The organism is Pseudomonas sp. LS-2 (assembly GCF_003605735.1).
Classification (GTDB): Bacteria; Pseudomonadota; Gammaproteobacteria; order Pseudomonadales; family Pseudomonadaceae; genus Aquipseudomonas.
In genome coordinates this window covers 106,066-123,532 of sequence record NZ_QXTJ01000004.1, presented here as the reverse complement: position 1 = coordinate 123,532, position 17,467 = coordinate 106,066, and the positions used below count along the sequence as shown (strand labels likewise).

15 protein-coding genes and 2 pseudogenes are annotated in these 17,467 nt (G+C 55.3%); 10 read left to right on the top strand and 7 right to left on the bottom strand.

All coding sequences use genetic code 11. The annotated features are described in order from the left end of the window. The first annotated feature begins 658 nt into the window (after window positions 1-658). The 3 genes and pseudogenes from D3M70_RS04190 (at window position 659) to D3M70_RS32615 (ending at window position 2,021) form a co-directional block, all read left to right on the top strand. Window positions 659-1,198 carry a hypothetical protein gene (locus D3M70_RS04190; protein WP_133306431.1) on the top strand — a complete coding sequence of 180 codons (540 nt, stop codon included), beginning with the start codon at window positions 659-661 and terminating at the stop codon, window positions 1,196-1,198. Between the two features lie 51 nt (window positions 1,199-1,249). Next, window positions 1,250-1,792, top strand: a pseudogene (locus tag D3M70_RS04185) (aconitate hydratase B); the annotation flags it as partial. Between the two features lie 10 nt (window positions 1,793-1,802). After that, window positions 1,803-2,021: pseudogene (locus D3M70_RS32615) on the top strand (hypothetical protein). A 54-nt stretch (window positions 2,022-2,075) separates the two neighbouring features. On the opposite strand, the gene D3M70_RS04175 reads toward D3M70_RS32615, so the two are convergent. The 4 genes from D3M70_RS04175 to D3M70_RS04155 form a co-directional block, all read right to left on the bottom strand. After that, window positions 2,076-2,309 carry a hypothetical protein gene (locus tag D3M70_RS04175; RefSeq protein ID WP_120124574.1) on the bottom strand — a complete coding sequence of 78 codons (234 nt, stop codon included), beginning with the start codon at window positions 2,307-2,309 and terminating at the stop codon, window positions 2,076-2,078. Between the two features lie 106 nt (window positions 2,310-2,415). Then, window positions 2,416-2,859: a 3'-5' exoribonuclease gene (locus tag D3M70_RS04170; protein WP_120124572.1), complete on the bottom strand. Its 444-nt coding sequence runs from the start codon at window positions 2,857-2,859 to the stop codon at window positions 2,416-2,418. Between the two features lie 630 nt (window positions 2,860-3,489). Continuing rightward, window positions 3,490-4,047: an arsinothricin resistance N-acetyltransferase ArsN1 family A gene (locus D3M70_RS04160; protein WP_120124569.1), complete on the bottom strand. Its 558-nt coding sequence runs from the start codon at window positions 4,045-4,047 to the stop codon at window positions 3,490-3,492. 49 nt (window positions 4,048-4,096) lie between these two features. Next, window positions 4,097-4,594, bottom strand: coding sequence for a MarR family winged helix-turn-helix transcriptional regulator (locus D3M70_RS04155; protein WP_120124567.1), 498 nt, complete (start codon window positions 4,592-4,594; stop codon window positions 4,097-4,099). 194 nt (window positions 4,595-4,788) lie between these two features. Here D3M70_RS04155 and D3M70_RS04150 point away from each other — a divergent pair, with 194 nt between their 5' ends. The 6 genes from D3M70_RS04150 (at window position 4,789) to D3M70_RS04125 (ending at window position 12,744) form a co-directional block, all read left to right on the top strand. Beyond that, complete coding sequence (locus D3M70_RS04150; RefSeq protein WP_375232917.1) at window positions 4,789-5,934, top strand: MFS transporter; 1,146 nt, start codon at window positions 4,789-4,791, stop codon at window positions 5,932-5,934. 146 nt (window positions 5,935-6,080) lie between these two features. Beyond that, entirely contained in the window at window positions 6,081-6,422 is a 342-nt protein-coding gene (locus D3M70_RS04145) for a hypothetical protein (protein ID WP_120124565.1), read from the top strand. A gap of 100 nt (window positions 6,423-6,522) precedes the next feature. Next, window positions 6,523-7,779: a TolC family protein gene (locus tag D3M70_RS04140; protein ID WP_120124563.1), complete on the top strand. Its 1,257-nt coding sequence runs from the start codon at window positions 6,523-6,525 to the stop codon at window positions 7,777-7,779. Next, window positions 7,776-9,254, top strand: coding sequence for an efflux RND transporter periplasmic adaptor subunit (locus D3M70_RS04135; RefSeq protein WP_120124561.1), 1,479 nt, complete (start codon window positions 7,776-7,778; stop codon window positions 9,252-9,254). Before D3M70_RS04140 ends, D3M70_RS04135 begins: the two co-directional genes overlap by 4 nt. After that, window positions 9,251-12,409, top strand: coding sequence for an efflux RND transporter permease subunit (locus tag D3M70_RS04130; RefSeq protein WP_120124560.1), 3,159 nt, complete (start codon window positions 9,251-9,253; stop codon window positions 12,407-12,409). Before D3M70_RS04135 ends, D3M70_RS04130 begins: the two co-directional genes overlap by 4 nt. Next, window positions 12,406-12,744 carry a copper-binding protein gene (locus tag D3M70_RS04125; RefSeq protein WP_177418363.1) on the top strand — a complete coding sequence of 113 codons (339 nt, stop codon included), beginning with the start codon at window positions 12,406-12,408 and terminating at the stop codon, window positions 12,742-12,744. The genes D3M70_RS04130 and D3M70_RS04125 overlap by 4 nt, the downstream gene beginning before the upstream one ends. 96 nt (window positions 12,745-12,840) lie before the next feature. Here the strand turns inward: D3M70_RS04125 and D3M70_RS04120 are convergent, their stop codons facing one another. Then, window positions 12,841-13,290: a DUF411 domain-containing protein gene (locus D3M70_RS04120; RefSeq protein WP_375232919.1), complete on the bottom strand. Its 450-nt coding sequence runs from the start codon at window positions 13,288-13,290 to the stop codon at window positions 12,841-12,843. A 261-nt stretch (window positions 13,291-13,551) separates the two neighbouring features. Between D3M70_RS04120 and D3M70_RS04115 the strand changes: the two genes are divergently transcribed. After that, window positions 13,552-13,995, top strand: coding sequence for a MerR family transcriptional regulator (locus D3M70_RS04115; RefSeq protein ID WP_120124558.1), 444 nt, complete (start codon window positions 13,552-13,554; stop codon window positions 13,993-13,995). Between the two features lie 13 nt (window positions 13,996-14,008). On the opposite strand, the gene efeU is transcribed toward D3M70_RS04115, so the two are convergent. Further along, window positions 14,009-14,848 (bottom strand): iron uptake transporter permease EfeU, encoded by an 840-nt coding sequence (efeU, locus tag D3M70_RS04110; RefSeq protein ID WP_120124557.1) that lies wholly within the window; start codon window positions 14,846-14,848, stop codon window positions 14,009-14,011. 49 nt (window positions 14,849-14,897) lie between these two features. Beyond that, window positions 14,898-16,937: a heavy metal translocating P-type ATPase gene (locus tag D3M70_RS04105; protein ID WP_256659696.1), complete on the bottom strand. Its 2,040-nt coding sequence runs from the start codon at window positions 16,935-16,937 to the stop codon at window positions 14,898-14,900. Window positions 16,938-17,467: the final 530 nt, after the last annotated feature.

The following is a 17,467-nucleotide window of genomic DNA, read 5'->3' as shown; positions in this document are numbered from 1 at the left end:
TAGCAGAGGGTTCGCTCGAACAGATTGGTATTCAGGAATTTGGAGTCGCCGGACAGCAAGTCTGAGTGAGTTTGGTTCAAAGATGTGCTGAGCTCGCAGAAAGCTACGCCAGTCGTGCATAGCCTTCTGCGCGTCAATTTACTAAGCCCTTACGGCTATATCTGGATCCGGTCGATTGTGGCGTGCCGCATTCGCGGACGGCTGTGGTGAACCAAGCCGCATCACTTCGTGTGCGTCTTGGCCCTGGCGGGCTTCCATCCTCACGCCTATGGCCCTCTGGGCCGGCGCGCTCCGCTTGCTTGAGGCGCCAAACGAGGATCCCAGTATTCTTCAATGATCCAGGAGTAGCATTTGACCGATGATCTTTTACCCTTACTACGCGGGCGATATCCTGAGTTTCTTGAGAATGCTCAGTTGATCGAAATTGCGTGCCTACCGGGTTGGCTCGGCCTGCTGGATAAACTTTGTACAGCCCTAGAATTGCATATGCAGGCACACCCTGAGATCACGCCACTGAAGGTCGTGCGTATTAAAGAAAAGTGGGGCGGCCTACGCTTTAGCTACAACGGGGGCGACGATTTTTGTCGACAGACAGTGGATGCTGCTCAGGTCGCGTCACTGACTATCTGCGAAATCTGCGGTGCCCCAGGAGTGCTTGGTGGAATCCGATATTTCACTGTCCGTTGTCCTTCGCATGTCGACCTGGCGACGGACGATGCTCGATAGGAGCAGGGCGGTGATGGCTGAGCTCAGGTGGGCGTCACTGGCACCGACTGCGCCACCACTGTTCGCAGGTTTCGATGCATTCAGCTTTGCTGAGTTGAAGGTATTGATTAATGCTTGGCCCGTAAAAGCTGTGACGGCTCTCACCAAACTTAAAACGCGGGAGGTGAAAGTGGCAAGGCTTCTGATCCTGAAAGGGGAGATGCTGTGCATAGCGCATGGCGTCTTCGAAGGATACGACCGGCAAGGGCCGTTTGTTGCCAATGAAGACATTGACGTCAATGCGTTAATGGACGCTGAGATTGGATCGTCCGCTGAACCATTGGATGTTGAAGCAACAATGCGAAACATTGCTGCACGGCTGCTGAGCCGAGGAGTGATTAGTGAGCTTCCATGCCGTAACGTCTACTTGGGTTCATTCGGCGAGGTTGAAATCAAGGAGGAGGATCTGCAGAGCTACGGTGAAGAGTATTAGGTGGGTCGATCAGCAGAAACCTTAAAATCCGTCTCCTCATGCTGGATGCTCGCGTTTGGGTTCTGCTTCGGCAACAAGATCGCACCGATCTTCTACAACACCATGGAGGATGCCGGTGCGCTGCCAATCGAGTTTGACGTCTCGGGCCTCAACATGGGGGATGTCATTGACGTGTATCCGCTGCCGGGTAAAGTCTGCCTTCACGGCTGCGACGAGGTGATCGCAACGTTCAACCTGAAAACTCCGGTATTGCTTGATGAAGTACGTGCTGGGGGTCGCATTCCGTTGATCATCGGCCGAGGCCTAACCGAAAAGGCGCGCGCGGAACTTGGTCTTGGCCCATCCACGCTATTTCATAAACCAGAGCAGCCTGTTGACACTGGAAAAGGATTCTCGCTAGCGCAGAAGATGGTGGGGCAAGCTTGTGGCGTAGCAGGCATACGCCCATGCACGTACTGCGAACCCAAGATGAAGACTGTCGGATCGCAAGACACCACTGGGGCGATGACTCGTGACGAGGTGAAGGATCCCGCCTGCCTAGGCGTCTCCGCAGATCTTATTATGCAGTCGTTCTGTCATACAGCAGCTTACCCCTAACCTGTGGATGTCATTACCCAAACCCATTCAGGGCCTGGTGAACGACCTTGTGCGAGCGCTAAACGCTGCAAGCACGAAAGAAGACATCGAGAGAGAGGGTGAGATGCAGATCGCTTTCATCATGGGGTAGGAGGCAGCTCATCGCTTACGTCCGTCGGACATCGAAGCTCTCTACATAATCTTTGATGATGCCGTACAGGAAAGGCTTGGTCAGTTGCAGAGTTGAGAGGAGGGCGGTGATCTCGGTCGCCGAGTGCCCCTCTGAACGACGCTCTTCGTATCAGCATACCGTCGGCCCTTTCCGCTGCGCTGCCCTCAATGCATTGAGCTCGGCTGTCAGTGCATCGTTCATCGCTACCAGCGTTCGAGCATCACCTTTCAACCTTCGGATGTCTGCCCAGGCTTCATGGAGCTCGTCGACGAGCATGAGGCATTGGTGTTGGTAGCTTTCGAGCTCAGTAGGAACACCTAGGTCGAATGCTGAATCTTCAGGGGTGTGATTGGTATGGGTCATGAGGGAATGCCGTTAGGAGTACATTTGTTCTCTTTCTAGGTTAGGCTTAGATGCTGGATGGATCAACAGTATAATTTCTTGCTGTGGGCCTAGCCCCTGCGCCCCATCATTGCGTGAACATTCCAGCGATTATCCTGGCGTCTAGCAGGGCGTGGTGAGGCAGCACCGCCCCATCACTTGTAGGCGAAAGTGTCGAGGCATCGGTCGGATAATTTCGGACGTTCCTGGGCCACCGTCCATTGTTGTAAGCGAGCTCGCAAAACAGCTCCCAGTCGTAGATAGGTGCGTCTGTGACGACCTCGAGCTCTTTGTCGTAGGTTGCCAAGAACTGGAGGAGCACCTTCCTGGCCTCAATCATCGGCATGGCGTAATCACCGCCCCAGAGCTGAGGCAGTACGATCTCCTTCACGAAATCACCGCAGTCGTCTTCTCGCCAACCATCGAGCAATTCGACGTAGAATTCGCGACCGTTCTCAGCAACCAGGGCCAGCGATATCAGCTTCGCTGCAGATGAGAGCTGGGTAAATTCGCAATCAAGAAAGAGCCTCATGCTGTTGAAACTCCGTAATGACTAGGGCCCGTCTAAATATGGCGCAAGAAGGTCAGTTGTGGGAGATGGCCCTCGAACATTTTGGCTCGGACGAACTGCTCCGGGTGGTTGTAGACATGTGGAGTCATTTCGCCCTTCCGCCCAGGCCAGTGGTGGAGCACCTGACCACCAAGCAGGTGAGCCAGGATGTTCTGAATATACTGAAAATTGCTCAGCAACGGGTTGGGGCCTTCGTGCCGGGTCGAGCTCCAGTTGCGGGCTCAGTGACCTTGTACGCTCGTCACGCCAGCAACCTCGCTGACGGGCTCATTACGCTAATGCCAAAGACGCAACTTTCGCGAGCATGGAGAGGCTCCTGTCTCGAAATCGACTTGGGCATTTAGGTGGTCATGATCCATAGGGCGCCATGGCGTAGCCAGCCTACTAGAATCCATTGAGCTAATTCCCGCTCCACTGAGATCCTTTATGAACGCTGATTTAACTGAAGAAGAAATGCGTCGTGCTGCGTAATTGCACGGACTTGACCACCCATTTGCATTGGACTTGACCAGTCATTCGCATTCGCATTGACCAGCAAGTCCAGAGGGGTTGCGGTGCGATAGATGAAAGTTTAGGGGGCTGCTTAGATCATCAGCAACCGCTCAGTCCTCCAGCTTCTGTCCTTATCGGTGGGGCTGCGAGTGCGTCGGTTGTTTGATTGGCAGGAAAGAGCTTTTCGACAATGACGCAGTCAATCCACAGACCTTCCAGACAGGCGTGTTTTTCGTAGAAGCCAACCTGGCGAAAACCACTCGCTTCGCACAAGGCAAGGCTGGCGTGGTTTGACGCGAAAATCCGCGAGAGGACTTTCCAGAACCCAAGGGTCTCCGCTTCCTTGAGCAAAGCCTCAAGCAGCTGCTTCCCAAGTCCCCGACCCCGAGCATCCCTGCTCATGTAAATCGAAAAGTCAGCAATGCCGTCGTAGCAGGCCCTAGCCCGGTAGCTACTGAGGCTTGCCCATCCAACAACCTCGTTGCTCTCATCAAGCACTACAAGCACGGGGTAGCGGCCAGCGTGTTGGAGTCGTTCGATCATGTCATTCGGAATGCGAGGTGTCGTCTCAAACGTGGAGCTTCGTTCCTCGATCCCCTGATTGTAAATGGCAGCTATCAGCGGTGTGTCGTTAGGTTCTGCTCGGCGAATTTGCATGAGTGATTCCATTCTGTTGGTAGTGACAATATTCTAGCGAAAAAAAATTTCAGTCCCGTTGCATAGCATCCGAACAAGGCTCATTCGCCAGACCACATCGGATTTCGGTCGCTCTTGTGATTTGTCTCAGCAGGCTCACAGCACCTTGTCTGGCTTCAACTGACAGGTTTTCGATCATCGCTCGCTCTTCTGCTACCAGATCGCTTCTGATTTTTTCATAAAGTTCTTTCCCCGCTTGAGTTGCCTGGATTTTCACAGCGCGACGGTCTTCATCATCTTCAACGCGTGACACATATCCCTTGCGTTCGAGAGCATCGATTACCCGGCTCGCCGTGCTCTTGTCCAAGAACATCTCCTCAGCCAGCACTTGAAGCCGAAGCGCGCCCTGCTTTACGAGGGTTTCGACCGCATAGCACTGGGTAACCGAAACGTCGTAGCAGCAGATTCGGTCTCGATCTCGGAACTGGTAGACACGCACGAGCTGGTTTACCGCTTCGTACAAATCCTCGGCATCCTGGGTCAACTGCTCATTTTTTCGTTTCGACATAACCGTCACAAATTTGTTGTTAGCTGCAACAGTAAGGGTGGCGAAGCTGAGTCGTCAATACATCTCGCCTTGGTTGACGGCAAGAATTCTCTCGCGCTAACTTGTTGTCACTACCAACCAAAAATCGAGCGTGGCGAGTGAGCCTCCCTGAGTCGTTACACCCTGCCACCCATCGCACCCGGCTCGTTTGGGCCATGGGTTTCACTCAAATTCTTGCATGGGGTTCTACCTATTATTTGCCTGCTGTTCTCGCTGCCCCCATAGCGAGGGATGCGGGCTGGTCAATCACCAGTGTTGTTGGCGGACTGTCCTGGGGAATGTTGGTTGCGGGAGCAACATCACCCGCAGTGGGGCGGCACATTGACTGCCATGGTGGCCGGGCGGCAATGGCGTGTAGCTCTCTGCTTCTATCCGTGGGCATTGCCACCATGGGCATTGCTGAAAACATGCCGACGTACTACTTCGCGTGGACTTTGATCGGCGTGGCAATGGCCGCAGGGCTTTACGACGCTGCCTTTTCAACGCTAGGTCGGCTTCTCGGTGAGGGGGCTCGAACATCAATTACCGGATTGACCTTGCTGGGTGGTTTTGCCAGTACGTTGGGCTGGCCAGCCATTGCGGCAATGGAGGAATGGCTCGGCTGGAGGGGAACGTGCCTATCCATTGCTGCCGCGCATTTGCTCATCGGACTGCCTATCCACGCTCTCATGATTCCTGGCAGCGCTAAACAACCCTTACGAGCGGTTGTGACTGGAAGCACTACTTCCACTATCCACAACTCAAGTCAGTCCCGAGTTCTGTTCCTGCTAATCGGCACGATGCTGACTCTCCTCGCGCTGGTTGTATCGGGAATCTCTGTACATCTTCTGGATGCCCTCAAGCAGTTGGGGATCGTGACCGCCGTTGCCTTGGCGATAGGCATGGTCATCGGCCCCGCCCAGGTCGCAGCACGGATCGCTGAGTTCGCAATGGGCAGGAACCTCCATCCCACATGGTCGGCACGCATCGGCGTTGTGCTTTGTCTGTTCGGGCTTGGCTTGCTGACTTCCGGGAAGCCATGGCTCGCGTTCGTCGCCATTGCACTCTATGGAGCCGGGAACGGCATTCTCACGATTACCCGTGGCACGCTGCCCCTGGCCTTGTTTGGTGCACTGGGGTACGGATCGCGAATGGGATTGCTTGCCCGACCGGTACTGATTGCTCAGGCGTGTGGCCCCATTCTGGCGGCATTGGTGCTAGACGCGTTTGGCCCAGTGCTGCTGTTGATCATGTTTTGTTGCTTACTCGCGGTTTGCGTCGCGATCAGCATTCGTCTGCCACTGAAGAGTCATTCGAGTTGATGAATGTGGAGCAGGCTTACGCTTGCTTCCTGGCGCGTAACATTGACTTAATCCGCACTTGGTGTGATTAGCTCCAGGTGATCTCTCTGAGCTAGCCAGGCTGCCCTTGTTGTCCTTGTCGTGCCCATCCCCTACAGTGCAGTGGTATGAAACGTTACCTGCGGTTGTGCCTCATTTTTCTGATCAGCCTCACGCTTCCTTTAACCGGGATGGCGGGTGTTCAGGCATCGACAGAACCTTGCCCTATGAAGACCACGGGCATGGCGATGATGAGCGACATGGGGATGGACTGTTGCAACGACATGAAAAGCTCTGCTGACCACAGCAAACCCTGTAAACCAGGTCAAGAGTGCAAGAACGGCGGCATACTCGAAGTGTTGGCCTTCAAGCCACCTGTTTCCCCCCTCAATCCCGTTATGGCTATTTTTCTTAGCGACTCCGCGCCCGTGGGCACTTCATCCGGTGTGTGGCGACCGCCACGCGGTTAATTCCTTTTTTTGACATTGAGGCCCATTTTGCCCTAGCGAAATGGACAGATCGTGCGCGTTTACATGTCGCGTGCGGTACATGATCACAGGAATAAAACTGATGAATGCCAAGTGCTATCGCATTGGCTGGCCCGCCGTGGTCGGTCTGATGGCAAGCGTAATGGCAGCGCACGGCTTTGCTAGCACCCTGACGCTTGATGAAGCGTTACGACTGGCAGATACGCACGCGCCCTCGCTCGCCGCACAAGATGCCAATGTCCGGGCTGCAAACAGCGCGGCCATACCCGCCGGCGAATTACCCGATCCGACGCTGATAGCAGGTTTGCAAAACTACCCAATCGGAGGCCCGGATCGCTGGAGCGTCAACGATGATTTCATGACTATGCAGATGGTCGGAATCAGACAGGAGATGCCCAACAGCGAAAAGCGCCTAGCGCGTATTGAGGTGGCCAATGCGGCCATTGAGCGCGCCGCAGCAGAGCGCCAGGTTGAACGTCTCAACGTTCGCCTGTCGACGGCGCTTGCCTGGATAAGCAGCTATTCGGTCGAACGCAAGAACGTGCTGCTTCAGGACTTCTACCGGGAAAACGGACTGTTCGCCGAAACTGTTAAGGCGCAGATAGCCGGTGGTCGAGCACAACCCGCCGAAGCAGTCTCGCCCAAGCAGGAGGCAGCATTGCTCGCAGAGCGACAAGATGATCTGAATGTTCAGCGGACTCGGGCGCGGGCGGCCCTCAAACGGTGGATAGGCCCGGCAGGCAATGACGAACCGGTAGGCAGCCTGCCGGAGTGGCCCACCGACACGTCTGGCTACTCGCACAAGCTGCAACACCATCCTGAACTAGCAGCCTTTGTTCCAATGACCCGAGAGGCACAGGCAAAGGTGCAAGAAGCCGTCTCGGAGAAACGTCCTGACTGGAGCTGGGAGCTGGATTATCAGCACCGGAATCGTGAATTCGGTGACATGGTCAGCGTGCAGTTTTCATGGGATCTGCCGCTGTTCACCGACACCCGGCAGAATCCGAAGATCGCTGCTAGGCAGGCCGAACTCAGCAAAGTTGAGGCACAACGCGACGCTCTGGCCCGAGAGCACGCCGAGCAACTGGAAAGCGAATTGGCTGACTACACGCGACTGAATCGCGCCGTGCAGCGAGGTAGGGAAAGCCTAGTGCCGCTCGCCCAGCAGAAAGTTGAACTCAGTCTGGCCAGTTATCGAGCAGGCAAAACCGATTTAAACGCTGTCGTCACGGCCCGTCGTGAAGTCATTGAAGCGCGGCTCAAGCAGGTGGACGTGGAGGAGCAGCGGGCGCTGACGAGTGCCCGTCTGTATTTCGCGTATGGAGAGGCACGTCCATGAGCCGACAGTGGACTTCGATTTGTATTGCGGCGGTTTTCATGGGCTTAGGCGCGGCGGGCGGATACTGGTTCGCAGAACGGCCTCACGTCGATGCTTCTCCGTCAACCGTTGTACCTGACAGCCGTGGTTCGCAGGAGCGTCAGGCGCTGTATTGGTACGATCCCATGTACCCGCAGCAAAAGTTCGACAAGCCGGGGAAGTCGCCCTTTATGGATATGCAGCTGGTTCCTCAGTATGCCAGCGGCGCCGGTGATCCAGCGGCCCTCAATATCGATCCTGGGGTAACGCAAAATCTTGGTTTTCGACTTGCCACCGTCAATCGGGGTGCGCTGGACGTGACGCTCGACGTCTCTGCCGTCGTGGGCTTCAACGAGCGTGACGTCGCGGTGGTTCAAGCGCGTACCAATGGGTTCGTCGAGCGCATATATGGGCTCGCGCCGAGTGATGTCCTATCTGCCAACGCACCATTGGCCGATGTTCTTGTACCGGACTGGGCAGCCGCTCAAACAGAGTTTCTGGCGCTGAAGGCCCAAGGTGATGCAACCCTTCTCGCAGCAGCGCGACAGCGGTTGCGGCTGACGGGCATGCCACCGCGCCTCATCGCTCAGGTGGAGCGCAGTGGCAAGGTTCAGCCTTATGTGACGATCACCAGTCCCCTCGGTGGAGTCCTTCAGGAACTGAACCTGCGCAACGGAATGACCTTCACAACCGGTGAAACGCTGGCCCGTGTCAATGGCCTGAGCAGCGTCTGGCTGGCGGTCGCCGTTCCAGAGTCCCAGGCCGGATCGCTCCGGACAGGGCAAACAGTCGAGGCTCAGTTCCCGGCGTTTCCCGGTAAGACCTTTGCGGGCAAGGTCAGTACGATTCTGCCTGAGACAAACCCTGACAGCCGCACGCTTCGCGTAAGGGTCGAGCTCCCCAATCCTAACGGACAACTCAGGCCAGGTCTGACGGCACAGGTACGCCTGCGCAGTACGGGCGAGCGCAGCGTACTGTGGGTGCCCAGCGAGGCCGTCATTCGCACCGGACGGCGAGCGCTAGTCATGCGTGCCGAGGGTTCGGGTCACTACCGTCCGGTCGAGGTACAGCTGGGACAGGAGACCGATGGCAAAACTGCAATTGCCAAAGGGTTGGAAGAGGGACAGAAGGTCGTCGCGTCCGGCCAGTTTCTGCTGGACTCGGAGGCCAGCTTGAAGGGCATCGTCGCAGCGGATCAGGATGACTCGACCCTTATGGCGTCGCCTCGTTTACATGAGGCCGATGGACAGATCGTCGATATAAGCGACACCACAGTCACGCTCGCTCATGGGCCCTTCAACACCCTCGGAATGCCAGGCATGACGATGACGTTTCCGGTCGTTAACCCACTTCTGGTGAGAGGCCTGAAGGCGGGTGACAAGGTTCGGATAGCCGTTAGCCAGACCGATGATGGGTTAGTGGTCGAGCGACTGAACAAGATGGGGAACCAGCCATGATTGCTTCCCTTATCAGGTGGTCGGTTGTAAACCGTCTACTGGTGCTTCTGGCGACAATGTTCGTCACCGCGTGGGGCCTCTGGTCATTGCAGACTACGCCCATCGACGCGCTGCCCGATCTGTCCGATGTCCAAGTGATCATCCGCACCCCTTACGCGGGTCAGGCGCCGCAAATAGTCGAAAACCAGGTGACCTACCCTTTAGCGACCACCATGCTTTCCGTACCCGGCGCAAAGACAGTGCGCGGCTACTCCTTTTTCGGTGATAGCTTCGTGTATGTATTGTTCGAGGATGGCACGGATCAGTACTGGGCTCGGTCGCGGGTTTTGGAATATTTAAGTCAGGTACAAAGCCGCTTGCCCGCGAACGCAAAGCCGGCTTTGGGGCCCGATGCGACAGGGGTCGGCTGGATTTACCAATATGCATTGGTGGATCGCACTGGCGCGCACGACCTTGCGCAGTTAAGGGCGTTGCAGGACTGGTTTCTCAAGTTCGAACTGAAGACCATTCCCAATATTGCAGAAGTGGCCACTATTGGTGGCATGGTCAAGCAGTATCAGGTGGTGCTGGATCCCCTGAAGCTCGTGAACCTGCGGGTCACTCAGGCTGAGGTTGCTGCCGCTATCGGCAAAGCCAACCAGGAGACCGGGGGGGCAGTGCTGGAAATGGCGGAAACGGAGTTCATCGTGAGAGCTTCCGGCTATCTGAAGACGCTTAATGACTTCCGCGCGATCCCTTTGAAACTGGGAGCTGGCGGTGTGCCGATCACTCTGGGTGATGTCGCCACGATCCAACTGGGGCCCGAGATGCGCCGTGGCATTACCGAGCTCGACGGTGAGGGTGAGACCGTAGGCGGCGTAATAGTGCTGCGTAGCGGCAAGAACGCTCGCGAGACCATCGCAGCGGTCAAGGCGAAGCTGGAGGAACTCAAGCACAGCCTACCGTCCGGCGTCGAAGTCGTTACTACCTATGACAGAAGCAAGCTGATCGACCGAGCGGTCGACAACCTCAGTCACAAGTTGATCGAGGAGTTTATCGTCGTTGCCCTGGTGTGCGGAATATTCCTGTGGCACCTGCGCTCGGCTCTGGTGGCGATCATTTCGCTGCCTGTCGGGGTGCTGATCGCTTTTATTGTCATGCGTCATCAAGGCATCAACGCCAACATCATGTCGTTGGGCGGCATCGCCATCGCCATTGGTGCGATGGTCGATGCCGCCGTTGTCATGATCGAAAACGCCCACAAGAAAGTTGAAACGTGGCATCTCGGCCACCCCGGTGAGGTTCTGCAGGGAGAGCGCCGCTGGCAGGTCATGATCGACGCGGCAACGGAAGTCGGGCCGGCCCTATTTTTCTGCCTGTTAATCATCACCCTGTCGTTCATTCCAGTTTTCACGCTGGAAGCTCAGGAAGGTCGCCTGTTTGGGCCACTGGCCTTCACCAAAACCTATGCCATGGCGGCAGCGGCAGGCTTGTCCGTCACGCTGGTGCCTGTCCTGATGGGCTACTGGATTCGCGGTCGGCTTCCTGAAGAGCAACAAAACCCACTGAACCGCTTCCTCGTGCGTGTTTATCAGCCTGCGTTGGATGCTGTCCTACGTCGGCCTAAAACGACCTTGATGATTGCAGCGCTCGTTTTCGTTAGCGCTCTCTGGCCGCTTTCTCAACTGGGCGGAGAGTTTCTTCCACCGCTGGACGAAGGCGACCTGCTCTACATGCCATCTGCTCTTCCAGGCTTGTCAGTTCAGAAGGCGGCTCTGTTACTGCAACAGACCGACCGACTGATCAAAACCATCCCCGAGGTCGAGCATGTGTTTGGCAAAGCCGGTCGCGCCGAAACTGCTACGGATCCCGCGCCGCTGGAGATGTTCGAAACCACCATCCAGTTCAAGCCACATGATCAATGGCGTCCGGGCATGACACAGGAGAAGCTGGTGGAGGAGCTGGATCGGGCGGTGAGAGTTCCGGGGTTGACCAACATTTGGATACCGCCCATCCGCAACCGGATCGATATGCTCGCCACCGGGATCAAGAGCCCAATCGGAATCAAGGTAGCGGGTTCCAGCTTGGCCGAAATCGATACGGCCACTCAGGCCGTAGAACGGGTGGCCAAGACGGTGCCAGGCGTCAGCTCCGCCCTTGCGGAGCGGCTGACTGGCGGGCGTTACATTGACGTGAATATCGACCGTAACGCCGCTGCGCGTTACGGACTGAATATCGCCGATGTGCAGTCCATCGTGGCTGGCGCCATCGGCGGTGAGAACGTCGGAGAAACCATTGAAGGGCTTGCACGCTTCCCAATCAACGTGCGTTACCCGCGCGAATGGCGAGACTCCGTCAGCGCCTTGGAACAACTACCAATTTACACCCCGCTAGGCACCCAGATTACGCTGGGGACAGTGGCGAAGATCAAAATTACCGATGGCCCTCCAATGCTTAAAAGCGAAAACGCCCGGCCCTCAGGCTGGGTGTACATCGATGTGCGCGGCAGAGACCTGGCTTCCGTGGTGGGCGATCTGCGTCAGGCCATAAGCCAGCAGGTCAAGTTGCAGCCCGGAATTAGCCTGAGCTACTCAGGACAATTTGAGTTTCTCGAACGGGCGAACGCACGTTTAAAGCTGGTGGTACCGGCCACGTTGCTGATCATTTTCGTGCTGCTGTATCTGACCTTTTCCCGTGTCGACGAGGCGTTGCTGATTATGGCCACGCTACCATTCGCGCTCACCGGCGGGGCTTGGTTCCTATACATCCTCGGCTTCAACCTTTCGGTTGCGACAGGCGTCGGTTTCATCGCGCTGGCAGGGGTTTCCGCCGAGTTCGGCGTCATTATGTTGCTCTATCTGAAGAACGCCTGGACAGAACGCCAAGATGCAGGTGACTACTCGGAGCAGGGGCTGGTCGGAGCGATACGCCAAGGTGCCGTGCAACGCGTCCGACCCAAGACAATGACAGTGGCAGTCATCCTTGCGGGGTTGCTGCCCATTTTGATGGGGAGCGGTACCGGTGGCGAAGTCATGAGCCGTATTGCTGCCCCGATGGTAGGCGGTATGGTCACCGCGCCGTTGCTTTCGCTGTTCGTGCTGCCTACTGCCTATCGCCTTATGCGCCGAAAGTACACATCTGACCGCTGCAAAAACCTACATGGAGAATCCCTGTGAAAAGATCTAAATCTGCACTCGCGGCTACCATGCTCGCGCTGTCCTTTTCTGTCTGGGCCGACGATATGGCGGGCATGAAAATGGACGGAATGAGTGCCCCACCTGCAAGCTCCGCTCAAGTTGCAAACGCCGAGGGAGCGGTTAAAGCCATTGACCGTGAGAAGCACTCCGTGACCATCGCCCACGGCGCCGTTCCTGAAGTGCAGTGGCCCCCCATGACGATGGCATTTTCAGCTACGGACGATCAGATGAACGGGCTTCAAGTGGGAGACAAGGTGGCCTTCTCCTTCGCGCAACCTGGGGGCAAAGCCACCATCGTTTCAATAAAAAAATGAAGTAGACCTTGTGTTCGATTGCTGCCACTCACGTTATGGCAGCAATCCTAAGATTTTTGGATGAACAACACCAACCGGCCAGACGCCAGCACGTCATCATTGCGCCTTATAACTGGCCACGACTTCGTCACCGCCTTTACGAGTCATACCAATAATCTGGTAGGCCTCACGTACACCACCTCGCTCCATTCCCGGCGAACCAGTAGGCATACCGGGAGCTGCAACGCCTCGCAAATCGTCACGTTGTTCCAGCACGATGATTTGTTCGACAGGCACGTGGCCTTCAATGAATTTGCCTGCGATGATCCCTGTATGGCACGACGATAACCTTTCGGGGATTCCGTGAGCCTGTTTGAAAGCATGCATGTCGCTTTCAAGATGATCCTTGACCTGATACCCGTTTTTTTCCAAATAGCTGATCCATTTCGTGCAGCAGCCGCAATTCGGGTCTCGAAAAACGTCGATGACCGTAACTGGCGCCGCAGCGACAGATAGGGAAAGGCCAAACAGTGCCGCGCCCGCGCATTGGCGTGTTTGCGTCATAATGGAAAGCACAATGAAGCTCCTCTATGTCCATGCGAGACATTTTTGCCGAACGCCGCAAAGCATGCGCTGGTAAGCTGTAACCATGTGTTTCTCAGGTGTCCTGTCAGGTCGACGTCGCTATTCCGTGACGCGAATCCGCCGGCTGCGAAAAGCGGTTGCAAGGTGGGTTCACGTTAACGCGGTTAGGAAAAATTCTAGTCATGACGCGACATTCGGCGCCAGCGTAGACGCGGTTGAATAAGTTGACCACTGAGGTTGCAGATGAAGATAGGACAACTGGCGAAAATGGTAAATTGTCCAGTGGTTACCATTCGCTATTATGAAAGCATAGGGCTGCTACCAGTCCCTGAACGCTCCAGCAGCGGCTCCAGGATCTATTCACAGTCCGATGCCGAGCGCTTAGCGGTGATCCGAAATTGTCGGGCATTTGACATGTCGCTAGACGATATCCGGATTATCTTGACGCATAAAGATAGACCTTCGGAGGACTGCCGTGAAATCACTAAACTCGTAGTTAGCCAGATTAGGGCAATTGACGATAAGATTGAAGCGCTTTCTAAGCTCAAAATGAATCTTGCCGAACTGGGTTTAAGCTGTCCAAGCGGTAATGAAGGTACGGATTGTAAGATAATCAGCCAGCTTGGAACTACAGGAGCCAGCCAGAACAGGGATAAACATACCCCCGTTCTGGCTACGGACGATTAACGGTCAATGGGCGTCAAGATGCTTGTCTGTTTTGTGAAAGCCTCATACGCTCCCGATAAGGCTGTAAATAAAGAAACAGTGCAGCTACCAAGTATACGCTCCAGGCGACGAGCGAACTGGTTGTAGGGGTATCTTGATACCCTAGTACGCCGGCCAGAACCGCACCCACAGGGCCATCCGCAGGCAAGGTTTCGCTCCAGTCGAATACAATTGTCTGGCCGAAGTTCCATAACCCTGCTTCATGCAAGGCCTTGATGGCATTGGATAAAATTCCTGCCGAGACGAAAATAATAAGAACTGACGTAGCCTGGAAAAATCGGCTGAGGTTGAGACGCAGGCTGCCCCTGTACAGGCAAATCCCGATCACGAAGGAAGCTGCAATCCCAAGCAATGCACCCGCTGGCGCACTGAAGCTATCGCTCTGCTGAATGAGAGCCAAAAGAAAAAATAAGGTTTCGAGACCTTCCCGAGCAACGGCAAGAAATACCATCAAAATTAATGCAAAGGCATGGTTGCGCTTGTTGTCCAAGGCGTTATCTACTGCGGATCGCAGATGCCCCCCAATTGACTTGGATACCTTTTTCATCCAAAGCACCATTGAGCTTAGTATGCAAACCGCCACTATGCCGACCACAGCTTCGAACAACTCTACTTGCTTTTGCGGAAACTCTGCTGTGGCATACTCCAAGGCACCACCAATCATCAAAACCATCGCCAGTGCAAGAAAAATCCCTACCCAAATTGCTGGCAGCCATTGTTGTCGCCCCGTATGTTTCAGGTAGCTTGCTATAATGCCCACAACGAGAGCCGCCTCTATGCCTTCGCGCAGTACTATTAAAAATGTTACTAGCATATATTGTCCACGTCTTATTTCTCCAAGCCGTCTTTGGCCAGTTTATATTCTATCGTTTTGTAACACGCAGCAGTCTTAGCCCGTTTAGTACAACTAGCAAGGTTCCACCCATGTCGGCAAATACCGCCATCCATAGCGTCGCAACGCCAAAGAGAGCGAGAAGCATAAAGATAACTTTCAGGGCGAGCGCGATGAAGATGTTCTGCTTCAGGACAGACGCCGTGCGCTGGCTCAGCTTGATGAACTCCACGATTTTCAGCGGGTTGTCATCCATTATGGCGACATCGGCGGTTTCAATGGCCGTAGCAGTACCAGCCGCACCCATGGCAAAACCAATGTCTGCCTTTGCTAACGCGGGAGCGTCGTTTATGCCGTCGCCTACCATGCCGGTCAAACCATGGCTGCGTTGTAGCTCCGTAATGGCAGCCAATTTGTCCTGAGGAAGCAATCCCCCGCGTGCATCTTTGATGCCGACAGAGCGAGCCACCGTTTTGGCTGTAGCCTCGTTATCCCCTGTGAGCATCACAGTCCGTATGTGCATCAGGCCGAGGGCTTCGACCGCAAGATTGCTTTCGGGACGGACAGCGTCAGCGACGCAAAAGATGCATGTTGCTTCCCCCTGCCTGGCCATAATGACTACGGTCATCCCAGCCGACTCGTATTCGCGTATCTTTGTTTCTAATGGGGCGCTTGAGATTGCGAGCCTTTCCATCAGCCGCGTATTCCCCAAAAACCAAGGCGTTCCGTCAATCGAACCTTGAACGCCCATACCCTCCAAGGACTGGAAGTCACTTACGGCTAAAACCTGGGAATCTGGTTGCTGCGTTTTCCACGTGGCAACCAAGGCACGTGCAATCGGGTGAGTACTCAGGTCGTCCAAACTAGCCGCTAGATGAAGAGCTTTTTCGCGAGAGATCGACGCCAGGGGTTCGATCACTTCTAACTTCAGCTCACCCTTCGTCAAGGTGCCGGTTTTGTCTAGCGCCACGACCTTGAGGTTTCGGCCTGTTTCAAGAAACACTCCACCTTTTATCAAAATACCGAGCTTCGCCGAAGCGGCCAGACCGCTTACGACTGTCACGGGTGTAGAAACCACCAGGGCACAGGGGCACGCTATCACGAGCATGACCAGCGCTTCGTATAACCATTCGCTCCAGCTTCCTCCGCTAAGTAGGGGGCCCAGCAGGGCTACAGCACAAGCCAGTACGACGACCGCCGGGGTGTAGTAGCGAGCAAACTGGTCAACAAACCGTTGAGTAGGGGCTCTTGATGACTGAGCCTCTTGGATGGATCGGGCGATTCGCGCGAGTGTGCTTTCGCTTGCAATTGATGTTACTTGCGCTTCGACATAGCCGCTGGTGAGTATGCTTCCGGCATAAAGTGCATCGCCGGTGTGCTTATCGACAGGAAGGCTTTCTCCGGTGATCGGGGCTTGGTCAAGCGAACCAGTACCTGAACTCACAATCGCATCCAGCGGGACACGTTCTCCAGTCTTGACTCGCATTTTTGCCCCGAGCGGGACTTGTCCAATCGGAAGCTTCACCCAGGTGTCTTGCTCATTTATTTCGGCCTTGTCAGGAACCAGCGTCGTGAGCGATCTGATCGCATCGCGAGCCCTCTCCAATGACAGCGCCTCGATTGCCTCAGCTAGTCCAAATAGGAATATCACCATTGCAGCTTCGGGCCACTTGCCGATCAAAACGGCGCCGAGTATTGCAATCGACATGAGGAAATAGATATTTAGCGTTAGGTTCTTTATGGCGATCCAACCTTTTAGCAAGGTCGGTAGTCCTCCAGACCAAATCGATATCAAAGCAAGTAAAACGACGACGCCTGACGCATCCTCTCCTGTGAGCCAGGCAACCACCTCCGCAGCCACTGCCGTTACGCCGCTCAGCGCCAGGAGTAGTTTAAGCTTCTTACTCAGAACGGGTACGTCCGAATCAGCAGCCGATTCTCCCCCGAGAAGTGAAGGGCCCATTTTCAGTGCATCAAGCGCTTCGTATATCGGCTCCTGGCTGGTAAGGGTGTGATGAACCGTCAACACCCGGCCCAGCAAGTCGAAATCAAGCTTTACGATGCCTTGCATGGGTTCTAGACGGTTTCTGATAAGCTTTTCTTCGGTTGGACAGTCCATCTGTGCTACTCGGTACCGTACCGTCGAGCTGGCGCCGAGGTCGCTGCGTCCTGCTTCTGAAGGTTCACCAGCGTTGGAAATGGCGCCAGTAGGTGAAGCACAGCATGTCGCGGAACTCTGAGTTTGAGCGGCACTGGGCTGAACATGGTCTTTGTCCCCACATCCATCTGCGCTTGTAGCACAGCAAGCATTTTGCTTCGCCACCATATCGGAGGCCTGATGGTGGGTGACGGCGCAGCTGGCTTCGGAGTTTGAGTCGCACGTAGGCCCTGCGGCAACATCGTCAGCAATGTCGGGCTTGGAATCGTTGCAACTTGCACCGCAGCAGGCCGATTTGACTTCATTCATTGCGGATGAACTCGATAAGAAAAGCTTAGTGAACACCCTATAGCCGCTATAGGGTCAAGGGGCAATGCGGTGCGATGGCCGGGGTTAAAAAATCAGATCTGGTGGGCGTTTCGCAAAGCGATTCAGACGCGCCC